Annotated in this window: 19 protein-coding genes; 13 read left to right on the top strand and 6 right to left on the bottom strand. The window is 72.1% G+C overall.

Annotated elements, in window-relative coordinates; genetic code table 11:
- Positions 1–49: 49 nt before the first annotated feature.
- Positions 50–280, bottom strand: coding sequence for a BldC family transcriptional regulator (locus tag LX83_RS14220; RefSeq protein WP_253771361.1), 231 nt, complete (start codon positions 278–280; stop codon positions 50–52).
- Between the two features lie 164 nt (positions 281–444).
- On the opposite strand from LX83_RS14220, the gene LX83_RS14215 reads away from it, so the two are divergent.
- The 8 genes from LX83_RS14215 to LX83_RS14180 all read left to right on the top strand — a co-directional run bounded on the left by LX83_RS14215 (position 445) and on the right by LX83_RS14180 (position 6,111).
- Positions 445–933 carry an Lrp/AsnC family transcriptional regulator gene (locus LX83_RS14215; RefSeq protein ID WP_253771358.1) on the top strand — a complete coding sequence of 163 codons (489 nt, stop codon included), beginning with the start codon at positions 445–447 and terminating at the stop codon, positions 931–933.
- A 201-nt stretch (positions 934–1,134) separates the two neighbouring features.
- Positions 1,135–1,395, top strand: coding sequence for a DUF4229 domain-containing protein (locus LX83_RS14210; protein WP_253771356.1), 261 nt, complete (start codon positions 1,135–1,137; stop codon positions 1,393–1,395).
- A 27-nt stretch (positions 1,396–1,422) separates the two neighbouring features.
- Positions 1,423–2,541: an L-cysteine desulfhydrase Cds1 gene (cds1, locus tag LX83_RS14205; RefSeq protein ID WP_308203974.1), complete on the top strand. Its 1,119-nt coding sequence runs from the start codon at positions 1,423–1,425 to the stop codon at positions 2,539–2,541.
- Between the two features lie 18 nt (positions 2,542–2,559).
- On the top strand, positions 2,560–3,015 hold the full coding sequence (locus LX83_RS14200) for a hypothetical protein (RefSeq protein WP_253771354.1): 456 nt from the start codon (positions 2,560–2,562) through the stop codon (positions 3,013–3,015).
- A 102-nt stretch (positions 3,016–3,117) separates the two neighbouring features.
- A complete protein-coding gene (locus LX83_RS14195) occupies positions 3,118–3,675 on the top strand; it encodes a hypothetical protein (protein WP_253771352.1) in 558 nt (185 codons plus the stop codon).
- Positions 3,676–3,863: 188 nt separating this feature from the next.
- On the top strand, positions 3,864–4,187 hold the full coding sequence (locus LX83_RS14190) for a hypothetical protein (RefSeq protein ID WP_253771350.1): 324 nt from the start codon (positions 3,864–3,866) through the stop codon (positions 4,185–4,187).
- Positions 4,187–5,632 (top strand): hypothetical protein, encoded by a 1,446-nt coding sequence (locus LX83_RS14185; RefSeq protein WP_253771348.1) that lies wholly within the window; start codon positions 4,187–4,189, stop codon positions 5,630–5,632. Before LX83_RS14190 ends, LX83_RS14185 begins: the two co-directional genes overlap by 1 nt.
- A 26-nt stretch (positions 5,633–5,658) precedes the next feature.
- A complete protein-coding gene (locus LX83_RS14180; RefSeq protein ID WP_253771346.1) occupies positions 5,659–6,111 on the top strand; it encodes a hypothetical protein in 453 nt (150 codons plus the stop codon).
- Positions 6,112–6,178: 67 nt separating this feature from the next.
- On the opposite strand, the gene LX83_RS14175 is transcribed toward LX83_RS14180, so the two are convergent.
- From LX83_RS14175 to LX83_RS14160, 4 genes are all read right to left on the bottom strand, one after another.
- Positions 6,179–7,051, bottom strand: a complete 873-nt coding sequence (locus LX83_RS14175) for a 1,4-dihydroxy-2-naphthoate polyprenyltransferase (protein WP_253771344.1) — start codon at positions 7,049–7,051, stop codon at positions 6,179–6,181.
- 66 nt (positions 7,052–7,117) lie between these two features.
- Positions 7,118–8,380, bottom strand: a complete 1,263-nt coding sequence (locus LX83_RS14170) for a hypothetical protein (RefSeq protein ID WP_253771342.1) — start codon at positions 8,378–8,380, stop codon at positions 7,118–7,120.
- A 255-nt stretch (positions 8,381–8,635) separates the two neighbouring features.
- Positions 8,636–9,937 (bottom strand): AMP-binding protein, encoded by a 1,302-nt coding sequence (locus tag LX83_RS14165; RefSeq protein WP_253771340.1) that lies wholly within the window; start codon positions 9,935–9,937, stop codon positions 8,636–8,638.
- On the bottom strand, positions 9,937–10,893 hold the full coding sequence (locus LX83_RS14160) for a 1,4-dihydroxy-2-naphthoyl-CoA synthase (protein WP_253771339.1): 957 nt from the start codon (positions 10,891–10,893) through the stop codon (positions 9,937–9,939). Before LX83_RS14160 ends, LX83_RS14165 begins: the two co-directional genes overlap by 1 nt.
- 83 nt (positions 10,894–10,976) lie before the next feature.
- On the opposite strand from LX83_RS14160, the gene menD reads away from it, so the two are divergent.
- Together menD and LX83_RS14150 are read left to right on the top strand one after the other, a co-directional pair.
- Positions 10,977–12,785, top strand: a complete 1,809-nt coding sequence (gene menD / locus LX83_RS14155; RefSeq protein ID WP_253771337.1) for a 2-succinyl-5-enolpyruvyl-6-hydroxy-3-cyclohexene-1-carboxylic-acid synthase — start codon at positions 10,977–10,979, stop codon at positions 12,783–12,785.
- 168 nt (positions 12,786–12,953) lie between these two features.
- A complete protein-coding gene (locus tag LX83_RS14150; protein WP_253771335.1) occupies positions 12,954–14,471 on the top strand; it encodes a M1 family metallopeptidase in 1,518 nt (505 codons plus the stop codon).
- Positions 14,472–14,577: 106 nt separating this feature from the next.
- Here the strand turns inward: LX83_RS14150 and LX83_RS14145 are convergent, their stop codons facing one another.
- A complete protein-coding gene (locus LX83_RS14145) occupies positions 14,578–15,489 on the bottom strand; it encodes a LysR family transcriptional regulator (protein ID WP_308203973.1) in 912 nt (303 codons plus the stop codon).
- Between the two features lie 117 nt (positions 15,490–15,606).
- Here LX83_RS14145 and LX83_RS14140 point away from each other — a divergent pair, with 117 nt between their 5' ends.
- From LX83_RS14140 to LX83_RS14130, 3 genes are all read left to right on the top strand, one after another.
- A complete protein-coding gene (locus LX83_RS14140) occupies positions 15,607–17,148 on the top strand; it encodes an MFS transporter (RefSeq protein ID WP_253771333.1) in 1,542 nt (513 codons plus the stop codon).
- 169 nt (positions 17,149–17,317) lie between these two features.
- The gene (locus tag LX83_RS14135) at positions 17,318–18,499 is read left to right on the top strand and encodes a serine hydrolase domain-containing protein (protein ID WP_253771331.1); all 1,182 of its coding nucleotides are present in this window, start codon (positions 17,318–17,320) and stop codon (positions 18,497–18,499) included.
- A gap of 127 nt (positions 18,500–18,626) precedes the next feature.
- Positions 18,627–19,787, top strand: coding sequence for an HNH endonuclease signature motif containing protein (locus LX83_RS14130; RefSeq protein ID WP_253771329.1), 1,161 nt, complete (start codon positions 18,627–18,629; stop codon positions 19,785–19,787).
- Positions 19,788–20,059 lie beyond the last annotated feature (272 nt).

Here is a 20,059-nt window from a genome sequence, read left to right as displayed (position 1 = left end):
ACAGCGGAACGACAGCGTCAGTTCACCGCTGCCAGTGTGCGGAGGGTGTTCAGTGGCGGACGGGTTCCGTCGCCTCGGTGGTGAGTTCGGACAGCAGCGCCTTGACCTCGGACTCGCGGAACCGGCGGTGGCCTCCGGGAGTGCGGATCGACCCGATTCGGCCGGCGGTCGCCCAGCGGGTGACGGTCTTGGGGTCGACCCGGAACAGGGTCGCGACCTCACCGGGAGTGAGAAGTCGCTCGTTGCTGTGCTGACGGGTGCTCTGCACGATGGCGGTCACTCTCGTCCTCCTTCGCCTGTCGAGCGCCAGCGGGGATCCGGCGTACCGGTCGCATCGTCGCATCTCACCCGTCAGGTACTCGAACGCTTGGCTGATAGTAAAGGGGGAGTAAGGGACGAACCGCCCGGTTCGGACATCGGTCGTGCGGGCCTAAGCTGTGCCGGGTGGATGCTCTCGATCGCCAGATCATCGCGGCGCTGCGGGTCAACGGCAGGGCAACGTACGCCGATCTGGGGCGAAAGGTGGGGCTGTCGGCCTCGGCCGTGCACGAGCGGGTCGGCAAGCTCGAATCGACCGGCGTGATCACCGGTTACCACGCCATGGTCGAGCCGAGCCTGGTCGGTCTCGGTGTGACCGCGCTGATCGGCATCCAGCCGACCGACACCGCTGACGACGACGAGGTGGCCGACGAACTGGGCCGGCTGTCCGAGGTGGAGTCCTGCTACGCGGTCGCCGGCGACGAGGCGTTCGTGGTCAAGGTCCGGGTGGCCACCGTGGACGAGCTGGAGCGCACCCTCGGGCGGCTGCGGCGCATCGCCGGGGTGGCCAGGACCAGGACCACCGTGGTGCTGTCCACCCGGTTCGAGGGGCGCCCCAACACCGGGGAGGTGCCGGCGCCGGCGGTACCGGGTGAACCAGAACCGGGCGAGTAACCTGGGAGCGTGCGACCCACAGGTGGACAGGCGGACGGGAACCCAGCTGACCAGGCCAAGGCCGACGTCCTCGGGGCCAGCGTCGCAGAAGCCAGTGCCGCAGAAGCCAACGCCGCAGGAGCCAGCGCCGCTGAGACCGGTGTCCCAGGGGCCGGTGTCCCAGGGGCCATCGCCGCTGGGGCCGGTGTCGCTGGGGCCGAGGTGCCCACCGCGACCAGGGCCGGCCGGCTCGGGCTGGACATCACCGTGTACGCGCTGGCCAGGTTCGGGCTGATCGCCGCGCTCGCCGCGGTGCTCGCCCTGTTCCAGGTGCCCCTGGTGGTGGGGCTGGCCGTGGCGATCGTGGTGATGGCGCCGCTGTCCCTGGTGCTGCTGCGCGGCCTGCGCACCCGGGTGGCCACCGGGCTGGCCGAACGCGCCGTGGTGCGCCAGGCGCTGCGCGCCCAACTGCGCGGGGAGTAGCCCGGCGCCGCCGGTTACAGTGCCGGCGTGAACGCCGTGGACAGGTGCAGTGAGACGACCAGGGACTGGGTCTGCGAGGCGGTCCGCGTCATCGAGGCGGACGCCAACCGCAGCGCCGACACCCACCTGCTGCGGTTCCCCCTACCCGCCGACTGGGGTGTCGACCTCTACCTGAAGGACGAGTCCACCCACCCGACCGGCTCGCTCAAGCACCGGCTCGCCCGGTCGCTGTTCCTCTACGCGATCTGCAACGGCTGGGTCACCAGGGGCACCCCGGTGATCGAGGCGTCCTCCGGGTCGACGGCCGTGTCCGAGGCGTACTTCGCCCAGCTGCTCGGCCTGCCGTTCATCGCGGTGGTGCCCCGCTCGACCAGCCGCGCCAAGATCGAGCTGATCGAGCGGCAGGGTGGGCGCTGCCACTTCGTGGACCGGGCCGACGCCATCTACGACGAGTCGCGGCGGCTGGCCCACGAGCTGGGCGGCCACTTCATGGACCAGTTCACCCACGCCGAGCGGGCCACGGACTGGCGGGGCAACAACAACATCGCCGAGTCGATCTTCGAGCAGCTGGCGCTGGAGCCGCACCCGGTCCCGGAGTGGATCGTGGTCGGCGCCGGCACCGGCGGCACCAGCGCCACCATCGGCCGCTACATCCGCTACCGCCGGCTGCGCACCCGGCTGGCCGTGGTCGACCCGGAGCGCTCGGTGTTCTTCGCGGCCTGGCGGGACCAGGCGCCGGAGCTGACCGCGACGGGCGGGTCGCGGATCGAGGGCATCGGCCGGCCCCGGGTGGAGCCGTCCTTCGTCGGGCAGGTGATCGACCGGATGATCAAGGTGCCCGACGCCGCGTCCATCGCCACCATCCGGCACGTCGAGCACGTGCTCGGCCGCCGGGTCGGCGGGTCCACCGGCACCAACCTGTGGGGCGCCTTCCAGATCGTGGCCGAGTTGGTCGCGGCCGGTCAGCGGGGCAGTGTGGTCACCCTGCTCTGCGACGGCGGCGAGCGGTACGCGCACACCTACTACGACGACGAGTGGGTGGCCGGTGAGGGGATCGACCTGGCACCCTGTCACCACGTTCTGGACCGTTTCCTGGACAGCGCCGAGTGGGTCGCCGACCCGGTCGGCGCGGGCCGGGCAGGCTAGGAGGGGCGGCGGTGCGGCGTGGCGGCCGACGAGTCGTGGAAGAGCGCCGAGGTGCTGGCGGCCGAGGCGGCACTGGGTCGGGCCGTGCGCGCCACCGAGCAGGACATGCGCGCGGCCGAGCAGCTGAGCCGCCCCACCGCCGAGCCGTCCACTGAGGACATCCGGCGGGTCTCGCGCTGGGCCCGCTCGCCCGAGGCGTCCGCCGAGACCAGGGCGCTGGCCGCCCGCGTGGCCAGGGGCGAGTTGAGCTGGCGGGACGTGCTCACCGGCCGGGCCGGCGCCGACGCCGGGGTGCGCGCGGCCATGGCGCGCGACCGGGCGAGGTTCGGCGAGGTGTGCCGCGGCGGTCCACCGTCCGGTGTGGACGACGCCGCGACCGCGACCGCCGCCCGCGACCGGCGGCCCGAGCCGCGCTCCTGGGACGAGAACGAGGACGAGGGCCTGCGCCAGGTGCTGCGCCGCCGGGCCTGGTGACCAGGGCCATCGTTTCGGGGTCCGTTTGTTCGTAGTGGACCCGAGCGCGGCCGCGGGCTGGCAGACTGTCCCGCCGTCGGGGCCCTGTCGAGGGGGGGAAGCATGTCGGGAAAGCCGAAGAGCCTGTGGAAGGTCGTGCTGTGGGGTGTCGCCGTGCTGGCCAGCCTCGGCATCCTGGGCTACCAGCTGGTGACCTACTTCGTGGTGACCTCGGCGGACGAGACCACCTACACGTCGACCAACTACGACCTGCGCCGGCTCACCGGTCTGTCCATGCCGGACGGTGTGCCGTGGCCCGGCGGACCGGCCAAGATCGAGAAGGACGACAGCAGGGCCGCGGGCACGGTCCGGTGCGTGTTCGTCTCCGACAGCAACAAGGACCTGCCCCTGCAGGACGCGCCCAAGTACCTGAACACGTTCTCCGGCGTGGCCGTCGAGATGCACCCGGACCAGCCCGGGCCGGGGCGGCTGGCCTGCTTCGCCGACAAGCGCGTGCGGCTGAAGATCTACTACGGCGCGGAGAACATCCAGGCGCAGCGCGACGCCACGGCGACAGGTGCCAACGTCGAGCGCTTCGCCACCATCATCGCTCCGCTGGTGGTGGCGCTGATCGTCACCCTGGTCGCCGGCGCGGTCCGGAGGTCCGGGCGTCGGTCCTGAGTGGACCACGCACCGAACCGTCCACTGTGTCCGGTTGACGGCATTCCTGGCGCTGGTTCCGCTTTGCTGCGTACAAGTACTCATCTCTGGTTCCGCCGGGAACCCGGGAACGAGGGGCGTCGTCTCACTGGCCGGTTCCGCCGGAATTCCGGGACGAATATCAGCACGATCGTGGTAAGGGGAGCGTTTTGCCCGATATCAACGTGGCGATCGAGGAACTGAACGCCTACGCCGACAACTTCGAGAACCTGAAGGGCAGAGTCGGCGAGATCCGCGGCTACGTCCAGGACCACGCGTGCGACAAGTCCGGTTTCACCGGCCTGCTGATGGTTCTCCAGCCCGGCGTCGACCTGGTGCGGTCCCTGTTCAACGAAACGCTGGACATCGTCGAGGACAAACTGGACAGCACCGCCCAGGGCATCAAGGACACCGCCGCCCACTATTCCGAGCAGGACGCCAAGATCCAGGACACGTTCACCAAGATCATGGACGGTTTGGAGAAGAGGGTCTGATGGGTGACTACGACGACGGGGGCGCCATCACCGAGGTGCTGTCGCCGCCCGAGGAGCCCAGCGGTGCGGACATCCAGCAGATGGTCCAGGAGGCCGGCTGGCAGGTCGCCGCGGTGGACTGGATCTTCACCAAGGTCACCGGCGAGAGCATCGTCGAAAAGGTGATCATGCCGATCACCGGTGATTTCCGGAAGATCGCCCAGGACGGGGAGAGCTGGGACAAGGTCGGCGAGGCCATGAGCACGCTGGCCGACACCCTGGTGAGCAACGTCAACGCCGTCCGGCAGAACTGGGACGGCGCCGCCGCGGTCAAGCACGAGCTGTACGTGCAGGCCGGGTGGCGGGCCGGGCTGTTCGTCGAGGGCCAGGTCGCCAAGCTGATCGCCAAGGGGTTCAACAGCGTGGCCGAGGGGTCGCAGCGGCTGTGCGCCAAGGCGCTCGACCTGCTCAAGACCCTGGTGAACAAGCTGATCGACGCGATCGCCAAGATCTGGATCCCGGCGGCCGGCTGGATCCGCGCCGCCCAGCTGGTCTGGGACGCCTACCAGCTCTACCAGAAGATCATGTCGATCATCGACGCGGTCAAGGACATCATCGAGCGCTGCAAGGCGCTGTGGGAGTCGGTGCAGAACATCGGCGGCCAGCTCGCCAAGCTCAAGGACGCCCGCAGCATCGGCGACGTCGTGGACATCGCCACGGGCATCTCCGACGAGGTCGGCAACATCAAGGACAACGTCCAGGGGATCAAGGACGACGCCACCGACATCGCCGCCAACGCCAGGGAAGCCAGCGGGGACGCCCGCGACGTCTACAACCGGTCCAAGGACCTGCCCAAGGACCTCAAGGACGGGTGGAACGAGACCCGCGAGAACTGGGACGAGCAGAAGCAGCGGATCAGGGACGCGCCCGGGCAGGCGTGGGACGCCGCCCGGGACGGCGCGCACAACGCGCTGGACAACGCCAGGGCCGGCGCGCGCAACGCGGTGGACTCGCTGCGCGACGGCTCCGCCTGGGACGCGGCCAGGCAGGGGGTCCGGGACGGCGCCAGCGGTGCGCTCGGCGCCGCCCGCGACGGGGTGACCAGCTACGGGCAGGACCTGTACCAGGAGCACATCGGCCAGCACGTGGACCAGGTCCGCCAGACCGCGGACATGGCCCGCAGCGGCGTCGAGCACGCGCGCAACATGCCCAGCTACGCCGGTGACCTGCGGGACGGCATCAGCCAGGGCTGGACCAGCGCGCGGGACGGCGTGGACGGTTTCCGCCAGGACCCGGGCGGCGCGGTGCGCGACGCCGGCGCGGCCGCGACCCGGGGCGTGGTGGGCGAGCAGGGCGTCCAGGACCTGCGCGAGACCAGGGACAACATGCGCGGCCTCGCCGGTGACCTGCGTGAGGACGCCGGCCGGGTCCGGGACCGGGTCACCAACTGGTGGCAGAACCGCTGAACCGACGAGAGACCGAGGGTGACGACGTGACCGGACCCACTGCGCCGTTCCGCGACGACAGCTGGAAGACCCCGCGGATCCGCGAGGCCGAGGCCCAGCTGGACGCGTCCATGGGCAAGGCCAGGGACCTGCTCAAGGAGCTGGAGAAGATCAAGCTCCAGCCGGCGCCCAGCGCGGCCACCGAGGCCGACATCCAGCAGATCCAGGACGCGGCCCGCAAGCCGGACGCCCCGCGGGAGCTGCGCGAGATGCAGAAGAAGGTCGAGCGGGGCGACCTGAACTGGAAGGACGTGCTGGAGGGGCGGGCCTTCGACGATCCGGACGTGCGCGCCACCGTGGAGAAGCAGCTCGGCCAGATGCGCGCCATCTACGAGCAGTTCGAGCAGGGCTACACCCTCGACCAGGTGATCGAGGCCAGGGAGGCGGCCGAGCGCGGCCACCACGGCGAGGACGAGGGCGGCGGCTCCATCCTGCGCTGAACCCCCGGGGCTGAACCCTGGGGCCTGAACCCGCGGGGCGGCCGGTCAGGGCCTGGGCAGGGGCGGCTCAGGCCAGGGCCAGGGCCACGGCGGTGATCGCGGACCAGGCCAGCATGCCCAGGCCGGTGTCCCGCAGCACCGGGATCAGGGCGCGCCCGGTGGTGCCACCGGCCACCGTGCGCACCGAGGGGATCACCGGGACCAGGGCGAGCAGACCGACCAGCACCCAGGGGTTGCCCGGCGCGCACAGCAGGGTGATCACGAACGGCACGGCCACCAGCGCGCAGTACAGCACCCGGGTGTTGCGGTCCCCCAGCAGCACCGCCAGGGTGCGCTTGCCGGTCTCCCGGTCGGTGGGGATGTCCCGCAGGTTGTTGGCCACCAGCACGGCCGAGGAGAACACGCCGACCCCGACCGCCCCGGCCACGCCCACCAGGGTGATCCGGCCGGACTGCACGTACAGCGTGCCGAGCACGCCGATCAGCCCGAAGAACACGAACACGGCGACCTCGCCGAAGCCGGAGTAGCCGTAGGGCCGCTTGCCGCCGGTGTAGTACCAGGCCGCGGCGATGCACGCGGCGCCGACCAGCAGCAGCCACCACAGCCCGGTCGCGGCCACCAGCACCAGGCCGGCCAGGGCGGCCACGCCCAGGCAGGCCACGGCCGCGGCCAGCACCGCCTTCGGCCGGGCCGCGCCCGAGCCGACCAGCCGGAACGGCCCCACCCGGTTGGCGTCGGTGCCGCGGATGCCGTCGGAGTAGTCGTTGGCGTAGTTCACACCGACCTGCAGCGCCAGCGCCACGACCAGGGCGACCACCGCCTGCCACCAGACGAACTGACCGATGGCGCGGGCCGCACCCGCACCCACGAGAACCGGTGAGATCGAGTTGGGCAGGGTGCGGGGACGGGCTCCCTCGATCCACTGGGCGACTGTGGCCATGCCTACATCCTGCGACATGGCCACACCGCCTTTTTCACCAGGCTGGGGGATTGCCTCACAGACCGATCAACAGGTTGCCGCGCCTGAGACGCCGGTCACGTACACCTTGGACACGTACATGTTGGTGTTGATCCGGTACCAGACGTTGGAGGTGCCGCCGCTGCCGGTGACGGTGTCGCCGGTGGTCTGGCACTCCACCCGCACCTGCGCGTAGTTGGCGCCGAGGCCGACCTGGGTGGCCGAGAGCTTGGGCGCGCTGCGCACGTTCACCGGGTCACCCGCGGTCTTGATGGTGCCGGCCGGGCCGGTGCCGGTCCACAGGTAGGTGACGTTCAGCCACGAGTTGTCGCTGAGCTTGAGCCCGTCCCAGAAGGTGCCGTCGGCCAGGTCGATGCCGGCCGGGTTGGTCGGCTTGCGGTTGCGCTGGCTGAGCCCGTCGTCGTAGCCGTTGTTGTAGTTGTCCTGGTAGGCGGCCTGCGCCTCGGGCTTGCCCTGGGGCAGGTCCTGCCACATCTGCCGGACGTCGGAGGGGTTCCAGTAGTCGTCGGCGATGTTCCACGGCCCCACGTCCCACACCGGCGCCCACTCGCAGCGGACCGAGGTGCCGGTGGTGCACAGCCGCACGCTGTAGGTGCCGGTGCCCTTGCTGGACAGGCCGCGTCGGGAGGGCAGGGCCACGAAGTGGTCCCGGCTGGTGATCACGTGGCCGTTGGCGGTGGTGCCGCCGACCAGGCCCTCCCGGGTGGCGTAGATCCGGTAGGTGTTGCCGGCCGAGGCGGCGGCCAGCCGCGCGGTGGGTGCCGCCTCGGTGGTGCTCGCGGTCAGCGACAGGCCGCGCACCTGGGGGCTGGCCGCGGCGTTCGGCGCGGTCAGCGACAGCCTGGCCTGCACGGAGGTGGTGCTGTAGGGCAGCACGGCCGGGCTGTCCGCGGTGGCCTCGGTCCACTCCGACCACTGGCCGTCCGCGCGCTGGCCGCGCACCTCCACGGCCAGCTGCGAGCCGGCCGGCACCGTGGCGTCCACCGCGGCCGAGACCGTGTTGGCGGGCTGGCTCAGCTGGTGGGTGTCGGCCACGAGCATGCCGAACCGCTGGTCGGTGCGGGCGCTGGCCGGGGAGACGGCCAGGTTGTCCAGGCGGACGGTGCCGCCGGTGGTGACCACGTTGCTGTCGTCGTCGGTCACCGTGGACAGGTCCGGGCGCCAGGTGGCGGACTGCTCGGCGGCGCCGGCCGCCGGGCTGGCGAAGGTGGCCAGGCTGACGGCGGCCGCGGCGAGCACCGGCAGGGTGCGGGCGAGTAACCGTCTGTTACCGGCAGGAGCTGAGGACAAGGTCGGCCTCCTCGTCTGGGCACGCGGTGCGGCCGTGGCGCCGCAGCGGGGCCGCGTCTCCCAAGGCGAGGTGGAGCCAATCGCTGCGACGGTTACTTGTCAACGAATCGGCTTTGTTTGGTGGAAAATTCTGACCTTATGCGTACCGCTGCTCGGCCGGTTGGGCTAGTTCGACCAGCGTCGGGTTAGCCCGAGCAGAACCCGAACGGGTGATGTGATCCCTAACTCGATCGGGTGGTGTCAGGGCAGGTGGGATCAGTGCTCGGCCGCGAACCCGGCCCGCACCGCGGCCCGGTCCACCTTGCCCGGCCCGAGCACGGGCAGCTCGGCCACGAACCGCAGCCGCCTGGGCACCGCGGCCCGCCCCACCTGGGCGCGCACCGCGTCCAGCAGGTCGCGCTCGGCCGGCGGGCGCGCCGGGTCGGCGGGCACCACCGCGGCCACCACGGCCTGGCCCCACTCCGGGTCGGCCACCCCGGTCACGCACGCCTCCAGCACCCCGGGCTGGGCCACCAACACCCGTTCCACCAGCAGCGGCGGCACCTTCACCCCACCGGTGTTGATCATGTCGTCGAGCCGGCCGACCACCTCCAGCCGGCCGTCCGGCAGCCAGCGGCCCACGTCCCCGGTGCGGAACCAGCCGTCCTCGGCAAAGGCCCCGCCCCCGGTCCCGGGGTCCCCGGCCCGCCGGTAGCCCCTGGCCAGCATCGGCCCGGCCAGGTCGATCCGGCCGGTGCCGGCCTGCCCGTCCGGCGTGTCCCGCTGAGCCGGCCCGTCCGGCCCGTCCTGTCCGGTCAGCGGGGTCAGCCGCACCCGCGCCCCGGCCAGCGGCACCCCGTCGTAGACGCACCCGCCGGCGGTCTCGCTCATCCCGTAGGTGGTGACCACCCGCACGCCCGCGGCCGCGGCCGTGGCCAGCAGGGACGGCGGGGTGGCCGCACCGCCCAGCAGCACCGCGTCGAACGCGCGCAGCGCGGCCAGCCCCGGGCCCTCGCCCGCGACCAGCCTGGACAGCTGGGTGGGCACCAGCGCGGTGTAGTGCCGGCCCGGGCTGGCCAGCACCGGCTCGGCCGCGGTCGCGAACGCCGCCGGCCGGAACCCGGTCGTCAGGTCGAGCACCCCCGGCTCCAGGCCGGCCAGCAGCGAACGCACCAGCACCTGCAGCCCGGCGACGTGCCTGGCCGGCAGGGCCAGCAACCACCGCCCGACCCCGCCCAGGCGCGCGTGCGTGGCCTCGGCCGAGGCGCGCAGGGCCGCGCCGGACAGCAGCACGCCCTTGGGCGCGCCGGTGGAGCCGGACGTGGCGATCACCACGGCGGTCGGGTCGGCCGCGCTGTCCTCGCCGGCGCGCAGCACACCGGGCGCGGCCACGGCGGCGGCCAGCGCCCCGGCCTCCCGCTGGTCGTCGGCTGGCACCGGCAGCAGCGCTGGCCCCACGCCGTCGAGCGCGCGGCGCAACGCGGGCAGCAGGTCGAGCACGGCCGGGCCGAGCGGCACCGGCACCGGTTCGAGCCGCCGGGGCGAGCCCGCGTCGGTGGGGTTCATCGCGCCGCCCATCAGAAGTAGTGCGGGAATCGGGACCAGTCCGGGCTGCGCTTCTCCAGGAACGCGTCCCGGCCCTCGACCGCCTCGTCGGTCATGTAGGCCAGCCGGGTCGTCTCACCGGCGAACAGCTGCTGGCCGACCAGGCCGTCGTCGATCAGGTTGAACGCGTACTTGAGCATCCGGATCGCCGTCGGCGACTTGCCGTTGATCTCCTTGGCCCACTGCAACGCGGTCGACTCCAGCTCCGCGTGCGGCACCACCGCGTTGACCATGCCCATCTCGCGGGCCTGCTCGGCGGTGTAGGGGCGGCCCAGGAAGAAGATCTCCCTGGCGAACTTCTGGCCGACCTGCCTGGCCAGGTAGGCCGAGCCGTACCCGCCGTCGAAGCTGCCCACGTCCGCGTCGGTCTGCTTGAACCGCGCGTGCTCGGCGCTGGCCAGGGTGAGGTCGCAGGTCACGTGCAGGCTGTGCCCACCGCCGGCGGCCCAGCCGGGCACCACCGCGATGACCACCTTGGGCATGAACCGGATGAGTCGCTGACACTCCAGGATGTGCAACCGACCGGCCCGCGCGGGATCGATGGTGTCCGACGTCTCACCGGACGCGTACTGGTACCCGTCCCGACCACGGATACGCTGGTCACCGCCGGAGCAGAAGGCCCACCCGCCGTCCTTTGCGGACGGTCCGTTGCCGGTGAGCAGGACGCATCCGACAGTCGGGCTCATCCGTGCGTGGTCCAGCGCGCGGTACAGCTCGTCCACGGTGTGCGGCCGGAACGCGTTGCGGACCTCGGGCCGGTTGAAGGCGATGCGCACCGTGCCGTGCTCGACCGCGCGGTGGTAGGTGATGTCGGTGAAGTCGAACCCCGGCACCTCCTGCCACGCGGCAGGATCGAACAGCTCGGAGACAGGACCATTACTAGGCTCTGGCGAGCCGGTCGGCGAGTGGGTCTCGGTTGACTCGGTCACGCCTGCGAGGATAGGAGGGTGGCTTTGAGGGCATGTGTCCCACTATGGGCCGGTCGTCCTGTCGCTCAGCTGGGTGACGGGTGATGAATCCCGCCACGGCGCAGGCCCGGGTCATCGTTGACGAACTCGTCCGCAACAACGTGCGGAACGTGGTGCTCTGCCCCGGCTCGCGCAACGCCCCGCTGGCGTTCGCGCTGTACGAGGCGGCCGTGCGGGAGCGGCTCACCCTGCACGTGCGGGTGGACGAGCGCAGCGCCGGCTTCCTGGCCCTCGGCCTGGCCAAGGGCCTGGCCCAGCACTCCCCGCGCGGCGCCCACCCCGGCCGGTCCGGGTTCGCCGCCGTGGTCTGCACCTCGGGCACGGCCGTGGCCAACCTGCACCCCGCCGTGCTGGAGGCGCACCACGCCGGGGTGGCGCTGCTGGTGCTGACCGCCGACCGGCCGGTCGAGCTGTACGGCACCGGCGCCAACCAGACCGTGGACCAGCGGGGCGTGTTCGGCGCGGCGGCCGACACCGTGGAGTTCCCCGTGGCCGAGCGCCGCGGCGGGCAGAACGCCATCTGGCGCGGGCTGGTCTGCCGCGCGGTGGCCAGGGCCGACGCCAACCAGCCGGTGCACCTCAACCTGCCGTTCCGCGAGCCGCTGGTGCCCGACGGCGACGACGACTGGCCGGAGCCGCTGGACGGCCGGCCCGACGGCCTCGGCTGGACCCGGATCAGTCCCACGTGGACGGTGCGCGGGCCGGCCGGCGGGGCCGCACCGCCGTTACCCCTGTGGTCGCGCACGGTCGTGGTGATCGGCGACGGCGACTGGCGGGCGGCCGGACAGGCCGTGCGGGTGGCCGAACGCGCCGGCTGGCCGGTGATCGTGGAGCCGACCGGGATGACCGGCTCGACCGGCGCCAAGGAGGTGCTGCGCTACGGGTCGCTGCTGCTCAACTCCGGGCAGCTGCCCGAGCGGCTGCGCCCGGACGCGGTCGTGGTGGTCGGCCGCCCCACCCTCACCAGGGGGGTGCAGCGGCTGCTGAAGACCACCGGGGTGGTGCTGGTGGTCGGCGACCCGGCCGGCGACTGGACCGACCCGCAGCACGTGGCGTCCACCGTGGTCGCCCACTTCGGCCCGGACGACGTGTTCTGCTCCGGCGAGACCGGCGAGCCGCTGACCGACCCGGATTTCACCCGACTCGTGGACCCGAACTGGCTGCCGGACTGGCGGCGGGCCGACGAGGAGGCCGGCGGCGTGCTGGACGCGCTGCTGGCCAGCCACCCGTGGCCGACCGGGCTGCGCGTCGCCAGGGACCTGGTGGACGCCTTACCCGAGCGCGCCGTGCTGTTCCTGGGCTCGTCCAACCCGGTGCGCGACGTCGACCTGGTGGCCGACCGGCGGGACGACCTGCTGGTCTACGCCAACCGAGGGGTAGCCGGCATCGACGGCAGCGTGTCCACCTCGGTGGGCGTGGCCCTGGGCACCAGGCTGGCGACGGCCACTGTGGACAGACCGGCCGGGCCGGGCTACGCGCTGCTCGGCGACCTGACGTTCCTGCACGACATCAACGGCCTGCTGATCGGCCCGCAGGAACAGCGGCCGGACCTGGCGATCGTGGTGCTCAACGACAACGGCGGCGGCATCTTCTCGCTGCTGGAGCAGGGCGCCCCCGAGCACGAGGCGGCCGGGTTCGAACGCGTCTTCGGCACCCCGCACGGCACGGACCTGGCCCTGCTGTGCGCGGGCTACGGCGTGCCGCACACGCTGGTCACCACCGCCGCCGAGTTCCACGCCGCACTGCGGCCCCAGCCCGGCCTGCGCGTGGTCGAGGTGCGCACCGACCGGGGCACCCTGCGCGCCCAGCACGCCGAGGTCCTGGCCGACGTGGCGACGGCGCTGCGCCGCTGATCCCCGGGCCGTGCGGCTGGACCACTCGACTAGGCCGCTTCCCGCCCCCGCGTCAACGTGAAAAATCCCGGGATCCCGAGTGGCAGGAAGTCGACACAGGGGGTAGTGGAATGACTGCGATGTGGATACGTTCCGCCTGTCGCACCGCCTGACACGGAGGTTCAGTGCATGTCAGCCAGATCCAGGTTTGCCAGAGCTGGGCTCGGCGTCCTCGGCGCCGCCTGCGCCCTCACCCTGTTCGCGGGTACCGCCGGCGCGGCGGTGGGCCAGCCCGGTGCCGACAGCATCGGTGACCCCTACTACCCGGGTGCCGGCAACGGCGGCTACGACGTGGCGCACTACGACATCCGGCTCACCTACCAGCCGGCCACCGACCAGCTCGCCGGAACCACCACGATCCTGGCCAGGACCACCCAGGACCTGTCCAGCTTCAACCTGGACTTCCTGCTCAAGGTCTCCTCCGTGCGGGTCAACAACGCGCCGGCCCAGTTCAGCCAGGCCGACGGCGAACTCGTGGTGCGGCCGGCCGCCAGCCTGGCCAAGAACACCGACGTGACCGTGGTCGTGCGCTACGCCGACGTTCCGTCCACTGTGGAGCACGACGGGTACACCTCGTGGGTGCGCACCGCCGACGGCGCCCTCGCCGTGGACGAGCCCAACAGCGCGCCCTGGTGGTTCCCCAGCAACAACCACCCGCTGGACAAGGCCACCTACGACGTGTCCGTGGCCGTGCCCGACGACGTGTCCGCGCTGTCCAACGGCACCCTGGTGCGCACCAGCAAGGACATCGCCGGCTGGACCAGGTGGAGCTGGCGCAGCACCCAGCCGCAGGCCACCTACCTGGCCTTCCTGGTGGTCGGCAAGTACGACATCCACTCCGGCACCGCGCCCAACGGCCAGCCGTTCCTCACCGCCTACGGCGCCGACCTGGGCGCCAGCACGGACGCGGCCAAGGCCAGCGTGCAGCGGACGCCCGAGATCCTGGACTTCCTCAGCGACCAGTTCGGCGCCTACCCGTTCGAGGCGCAGGGCGGGGTGGTGTCCACCGGCCTGGGCTTCGCCCTGGAGACGCAGACCCGCCCGGTCTACTCGGACCGGTTCTTCCTGCGCGGCTCCAACACCTCGGTGGTGGTGCACGAGAACGCGCACCAGTGGTTCGGCGACTCGGTGTCGGTGCACGGCTGGCGGGACATCTGGCTGAACGAGGGCTTCGCCTCCTACGCGGAGTGGCTGTGGTCGGAGGCCGAGGGCGAGGGCACCGCCCAGCAGCTGGCCGACTACATCTACGACTACTACCCGGCCGACCACGAGTTCTGGCAGGTGCTGCCCGGTGACCCGGGCCCGGAGAACCAGTTCGACGACGCCGTCTACGACCGGGGCGCGCTGACCCTGCAGGCGCTGCGCAACGCCGTGGGCGACGAGGCGTTCTTCACCATCATCCGCACCTGGGTGGCCGAGCACCGGTACGGCAACGGCACCATCGAGCAGTTCGTGGCGCTGGCCGAGAAGATCTCCGGCAAGCCGCTGTACGACCTGTTCCAGACCTGGCTGTTCACCAAGGGCAAGCCGGCCGACAGCGCCGCCGTCGGCGTGTCCTCGGCCCCCGCGCGCGCCACGGTGGCCGAGCCGAAGTCCTTTGCCACGCTGCGGGAAACCCACGCCCTGCTCGCCCGCTCGGGCGGCTGACCACCGGCGAGGAGTTGACACCGGCTGGCCGGGGAGGAACCAGGGGCGAACCAGCCACCACTCCGGTTTCTCGTCGGCCAGCCGGACGATCCGGCCGGGAGGCGGCTCAGAACCGCGCTGGCCCTCCGTTGGCCGCGACGGCCTCGCCGGCCGCCTGGGCGAAGGCGCGGACACGGGCGGTGGCCCCCGCGGTGCGCCAGACCACCGCGACGTCGGTGGCCGGGGCGTCGTCGAACGGGACGAACGCGATGTCGGGCCGGGCGTAGTAGCGCTCGACCGAGGCGGCCACCGGTGAAACCCCCTGACCCGCCGCGACCAGCGCCAACAACTCCTGGAAGGTGGCCACGTCCTGCCCACGCCGCACCGGCCTGCCACTGGGCGTGAACCGGGGCACGTGGAAGTCCCACCAGTAGTCCGGCGCCGGTCCCGTGACACCGAAGACGGTCTCGCGCGCCAGGTCCTCGAGCGACACCTGCTGGCGCCGGGCGAACCGGTGGCGCGCCGGCACCGCGAGCACCCTCGGCTCCGACAGCACCACCGGACCGACGGTCAGGTCCGGTTCCCGCACCGGCAGCCGGGTCACCAGCACGTCCACCTCGCCCGCGCGCAGCGGCCCCAGCGGGTCCGCGAAGTGCGTCTCGCGCATCTGGATCTCGCAGCCCGGGTTGGCGGTCCGGAAGGCGTCCAGAACGGCCGAGGTCAGCTCGCCGGCACCCGCGCCGAGGAACCCCACGCGCAGCACGCCCGCCACCCCGCGCGCGGCGGCCACCGCCCTGGCCACCGCCTCGCCCATTTCCCGGTGGAGCGGTTCGAGGTCGTCACGCAGTTGGACGCCCAGCGGGGTGAGCGCGACCCGGCGGCTGGTGCGCTCGAACAGCGGCGCGCCGATCCGGCGCTCCAGCCTGCTGATCGTCTGGCTGACCCGGGCCTGGGACAGCCGCAGCCGCTCGGCGGTGCGGCCGAAGTGCAGTTCCTCGGCCAGCACCAGGAACGCCTCCAGTTCGTGCCGTTCCAACACCCGGACCCGATCCATAAGCCTTGATTATCGACCCTTGTCCGCTTCGGTGTTGTTCGAGGTGGCGCCGCGTTCGATCGTTGCGGCGACAGGCGAACGAGCGACGGAGGAGAGGACGAGATGAGCGTGGTGACGCAGGCGCGGGCCGGCGGGGCAGCGAGGGCCGGGACGACGGCCCCGCGAACGGTCCCGGCCCCTCGGCGGGGTGCGCCGGCGGAGGCGGAGCGGCTGTCCCGACGCGACCTGTGGTTGCTGCTGGTGATGATGGTCGGCACGTTCATGGCGATCATGGACGGGTTCATCGTGAACGTGGCCGTGCCCTCGGTGCGGGCCGACCTGAACGCCACCTCCGCCCAGATCGAACTGGCGGTCAGCGGCTACGTGCTGGTGTACGGGCTGCTGCTGGTCACCGGCGGTCGACTGGGTGACCTGTTCGGGGCCAGGCGGCTGTTCCTCGCCGGCATCGGCGTCTTCACCCTCGCCTCCCTGGCCGCCGGGCTGGCTTCGGGCCCGGTGCCGCTCATCGCGTTCCGCGCCGTGCAGGCAGTCGGGGCGGCGCTGTTCTACCCGCAGGTGCTGGCCGTGCTGCAGACCGCGTTCAGCGGCCACGTCCGGGCCAGGGCGCTCGCGGTGTTCGGCGCCACGATCGGGCTGGCGTCGATCGCCGGGCAGGTGTTGGGTGGCCTGCTGATCCACCTCGACCTGTTCGGTCTCGGCTGGCGGAACGTCTTCCTCGTGAACGTGCCGATCGGACTGCTCGCCCTGGTCGGTGCCGGCCGGGTGCTGCCAGGCAGCCGCGTGGCCGGCGGCGGGCACCGCACCGGCCTCGACCTGACCGGGGTCGGCCTGCTCAGCGGAGCGCTCCTGCTGCTGACGGTGCCGCTCGTGCAGGGCCAGCACGCGGGGTGGCCGGCCTGGGCCTGGATCGCGCTGGCCGCCGCCGGACCGGTGTTCGCGGCCTTCTGGGCCTGGGAGCGGCGGGTGGCCGCCCTCGGGGGCAATCCGCTGGTCGACCCCGCGCTGTTCCGCCGGCGCGCCTTCTCCGCGGGCAACGCCATCGCGCTGGCGTTCTTCGCCGGCAACGCGGGCCTGTTCTTCGTGCTCACCCTGCAACTGCAGGACGGGCTCGGCTACCAGCCGCTGGCGGCCGGCCTCGCCTTCGCGCCACTGGCCGTGGCCTTCTCGGCGGCCTCGCTGCTGGGTCCGAGGCTGCAGGCCCGCCTCGGGCACCACGTCCTCACGCTCGGCTACGCCGTCAACGCCGCCGGCACCCTGGCCCTGCTCGGCACCGCCTGGGCCGCCGGGGCTGGGCTGAGCGCGACCGCCCTGCTGCCCGCTCTGGCGGTCGTCGGCTTCGGCCAGGGCCTCGGCGTCAGCCCGCTGTTCGGGGCCGTGCTGAACGGTGTTCCCGCCACGGCCGCCGGAGCCGCGGGCGGTGTGCTGGAGACCGCCGGCCAGGTGGGGATGTCACTGGGCGTCACCGCGCTCGGGCTCGTCTTCTTCAGCACCCTGGACCCGCAGGCGTCCACCGCCCACGCGGCGGCGAGCACCACGACGGCGTTCACCGTGACCCTCATCGGCAACCTCGCGCTGGCGCTCGCGGCGCTCGCCCTGCTGCCGCTGCTGCTCCGGCGATCGCCGGGTGCCGGGGCAGCACGCTGAGTCGCCGGCGAGCGCTGGCACCACCGCTCGAACTCCGCGACCACGTCGATGTCGGCCGGTGCGACAACACCGGGTGTGGTTTTCCACAGTGGAACGCGATGGCCGGCCGCAGTCAACGCTGCGGTCGGCCACCTGGTCGCGGGTCACCGGGTTTTCTAGTTTTCCTCGCATGCCAACGAAAACTCTTCGCACCGGTCTTGTCGCCGCGGCCCTGACGGTGGTGACCGCGCTGGCCGTGTCCACCGGCACCGCGGCCGCGCTGGCCGCACCCGGTGGCACCGCCGCCGGGCTGGCCGCGACCGGTGGCACCGCCGCCGCGGCCAGCGCACTGCCCGTGGCGGGGCTCCAGGCCGGCATCGCCGACCTGGTCGCCACCGGTTCGGCCTCGGCCGCGCTGGCCCGCGTCCAGGACGGCCCCGCGCGGTGGTCCGGCGCGGCCGGCGTGCGCGACCTCGCCTCCGGCCGGTCGGCCGATCCCGCCGGCTACTTCCGGATCGGCAGCGTCACCAAGACGTTCGTGGCGACCGTGGTGCTGCAACTGGTCGACGAGCGCCGGCTCGCCCTGGACGACCCCATCGACCGGCACCTGCCCGGCGTGGTGCCGGACGGCCAGCACATCACCGTCCGGCAGATCCTGAACCACACCAGCGGGCTGTACGACTACGCCCACGAGGCCGGCTACTCCACCAACCGCTGGCGCGGTGCCGAGCGGTTCCGCACCTACCAGCCGCGAGAACTGCTCGACGTGGCCTTCGCCCACGAGCCGTACTTCGCGCCCGGTGCGGGCTGGCACTACTCCAACACCAACTACATCGTCGCCGGCCTGCTCATCGAGCGGTTGACCGGCCACGGCTACGGCGAGGAGATCGCGCGTCGCGTGCTGCGTCCGCTGCGCCTGACCCAGACCAGCGTGCCCGGCACCAACCCGCGCCTGCCCGAGCCGCACACGCACGGCTACGTCGAGGTCGCCGGGCAGGGCTGGGTGGACGCCACCGAGATGAACCCCTCGCTGGACTGGGCCGCCGGCGAGATGATCTCCACGACCGCCGACCTCAACCGCTTCTTCGCCGCCCTGCTCGGCGGCCGGCTCACCAGCCCGGCGTCCCTCGCGGCCATGAAGGACACCGTCGAGACCGGCACGATGTTCCGCTACGGCCTCGGTCTGCAGCGCTTCGACCTGCCGTGCGGCACCAGCGTGTACGGCCACGGTGGTGAACTGCTCGGCTACCTCACCTACGCCACCCGCGCGGACAGCGGCCGCCAGTTCACCCTGACCTACAACCCGTACCAGGGCAAACCATCCAACGACTCGCTGATCTCCCTGTTCGTCACCGCCTACTGCCCGGCGTAGCGGCGTCCCAGGGCGGCCGGTTGGGCTTTCGGCGCTCCGCCAGGGATGCCGTGGGTGTCTCATACCGCCCGATAGAACACCTGTTCGGGTGATGAAGTGCTGGGGATGGCGTACCTAAACTGGAAATATGTCCGGTCGGGGGGATTCAGCCGCACAACTCGACGCGATTGTCGAGTACCAGGCGATTATCAACGTGCTGCACGGTCTGCTCATGCAGGCCGTGGCGGAATACCACCGCGCGCACGAACAACCCGAATTCGCCGCGGCTGAACTCGCCCTGGCCACCCAGTGGACCCATTACCACGCCAATGCCCAACTCTCGCTGGCCGTCGACCTGGCCACCCGACTACCGGCCACCCTGGCCGCACTTCAGCAAGGACGAATCTCCCTCTACAAGGCCAGGGCGCTCGCCGAACTCACCCTGCCGCTGACCGCCGAGCAGACCGGGCGGATCGAGGCCGCGATCCTGGCGGTGGCGCCGGACCAGAACGACGCCACCACCCGCCAGCACATCCGGCGGCTGGTGCACCGCATCGACCCCGAGGGCGCCGAGCGGCGTCACCAGCAGTGCGTCCAGGACCGGAACGTCCAGTTCCACCACGCCGATCACGGGATGGCCGAACTGCACGCCTACCTGCCCGCACACCTCGCGCTCGCCGTCCACGACCGCATCTGCGCCGCCGCCGGCCAGGCCCGCACCCCGGGGGACGACCGCACCGCTGACCAGCGGCGAGCCGACGCGTTCGTGGACCTGTGCCTGGGCGAGTCCGGCGTTCAGGCGCGCATCCAGGTCACCGTTGCCGCGACCACGCTGCTCGGCCTGGACAACCGGCCCGGCGAACTGGCCGGGTACGGCGAGATCCCGGCCAGCGTGGCCCGGGAGATCGCCGCCGAGGGCACCTGGCGGCGACTGCTCACCGACCCGGTCACCGGCGCCCTGCTCGACCACGGCCGCAACACCTACCGGCCGCCGGCCGCGCTGGCTGATTTCGTCCGCACCCGGGACAAGACGTGCCGGTTCCCCGGCTGCCTGCGCGCCGCCAGGAAATCGGATATCGACCACCACGTGCCATTTCCACGGGGCGACACCTCAGCCGAGAACCTCACCACCCTGTGCCGTCACCACCACAGGGTGAAACACGGTGGCCGGTGGCAGTCCAAACGCCTTGACGACGGCACGGTCCAGTGGATCAGCCCGACCGGCCGCCAGTATTCCCGCGCACCAGAACCGGTACTGGGAATCGGTTCGGCCGTGTTGGCTGACGCCACCGGTGCGCCACCATTCTGAGAGCCGGATCAGGATTTGTGCGGCGGTTCAGGGTTCACGCGGTGCCTCCGGTCCCGTGTGAGGTTCAGGCTTTGTGTGGTGGCTCAGGATTCATGCGGCGGTTCAGGATTCACGCGGCGGTTCAGGATTCACGCGGAGGTTCAGGATTCGTGTGGCGGCAGGCTGAGCAGGGACCGGCGATCGGCGCCGCGCCTGCCCGGTGTTGGTGAGGGGCTTCGAGATCACCGGCGGCCGTGCTGGGCCAGAGGCGGCGCCGGCACCTGCCGCCTGCC

Source organism: Goodfellowiella coeruleoviolacea, from assembly GCF_024171785.1.
Taxonomy (GTDB): Bacteria; Actinomycetota; Actinomycetes; order Mycobacteriales; family Pseudonocardiaceae; genus Goodfellowiella; species Goodfellowiella coeruleoviolacea.
This window is presented reverse-complemented; position numbering and strand designations above follow the sequence as displayed.

Bases quoted from the DNA above. Each gene is read 5' to 3' on its own strand.
- LX83_RS14195 (WP_253771352.1), top strand. From the start codon at position 3,118: ATGTCGGGAAAGCCGAAGAGCCTGTGGAAGGTCGTGCTGTGGGGTGTC.
- LX83_RS14185 (WP_253771348.1), top strand. From the start codon at position 4,187: ATGGGTGACTACGACGACGGGGGCGCCATCACCGAGGTGCTGTCGCCG.
- LX83_RS14175 (WP_253771344.1), bottom strand. From the start codon at position 7,051: ATGGCCACAGTCGCCCAGTGGATCGAGGGAGCCCGTCCCCGCACCCTG.
- LX83_RS14165 (WP_253771340.1), bottom strand. From the start codon at position 9,937: ATGGGCGGCGCGATGAACCCCACCGACGCGGGCTCGCCCCGGCGGCTC.
- menD (WP_253771337.1), top strand. From the start codon at position 10,977: ATGAATCCCGCCACGGCGCAGGCCCGGGTCATCGTTGACGAACTCGTC.
- LX83_RS14150 (WP_253771335.1), top strand. From the start codon at position 12,954: ATGTCAGCCAGATCCAGGTTTGCCAGAGCTGGGCTCGGCGTCCTCGGC.
- LX83_RS14140 (WP_253771333.1), top strand. From the start codon at position 15,607: ATGAGCGTGGTGACGCAGGCGCGGGCCGGCGGGGCAGCGAGGGCCGGG.
- LX83_RS14135 (WP_253771331.1), top strand. From the start codon at position 17,318: ATGCCAACGAAAACTCTTCGCACCGGTCTTGTCGCCGCGGCCCTGACG.
- LX83_RS14130 (WP_253771329.1), top strand. From the start codon at position 18,627: ATGTCCGGTCGGGGGGATTCAGCCGCACAACTCGACGCGATTGTCGAG.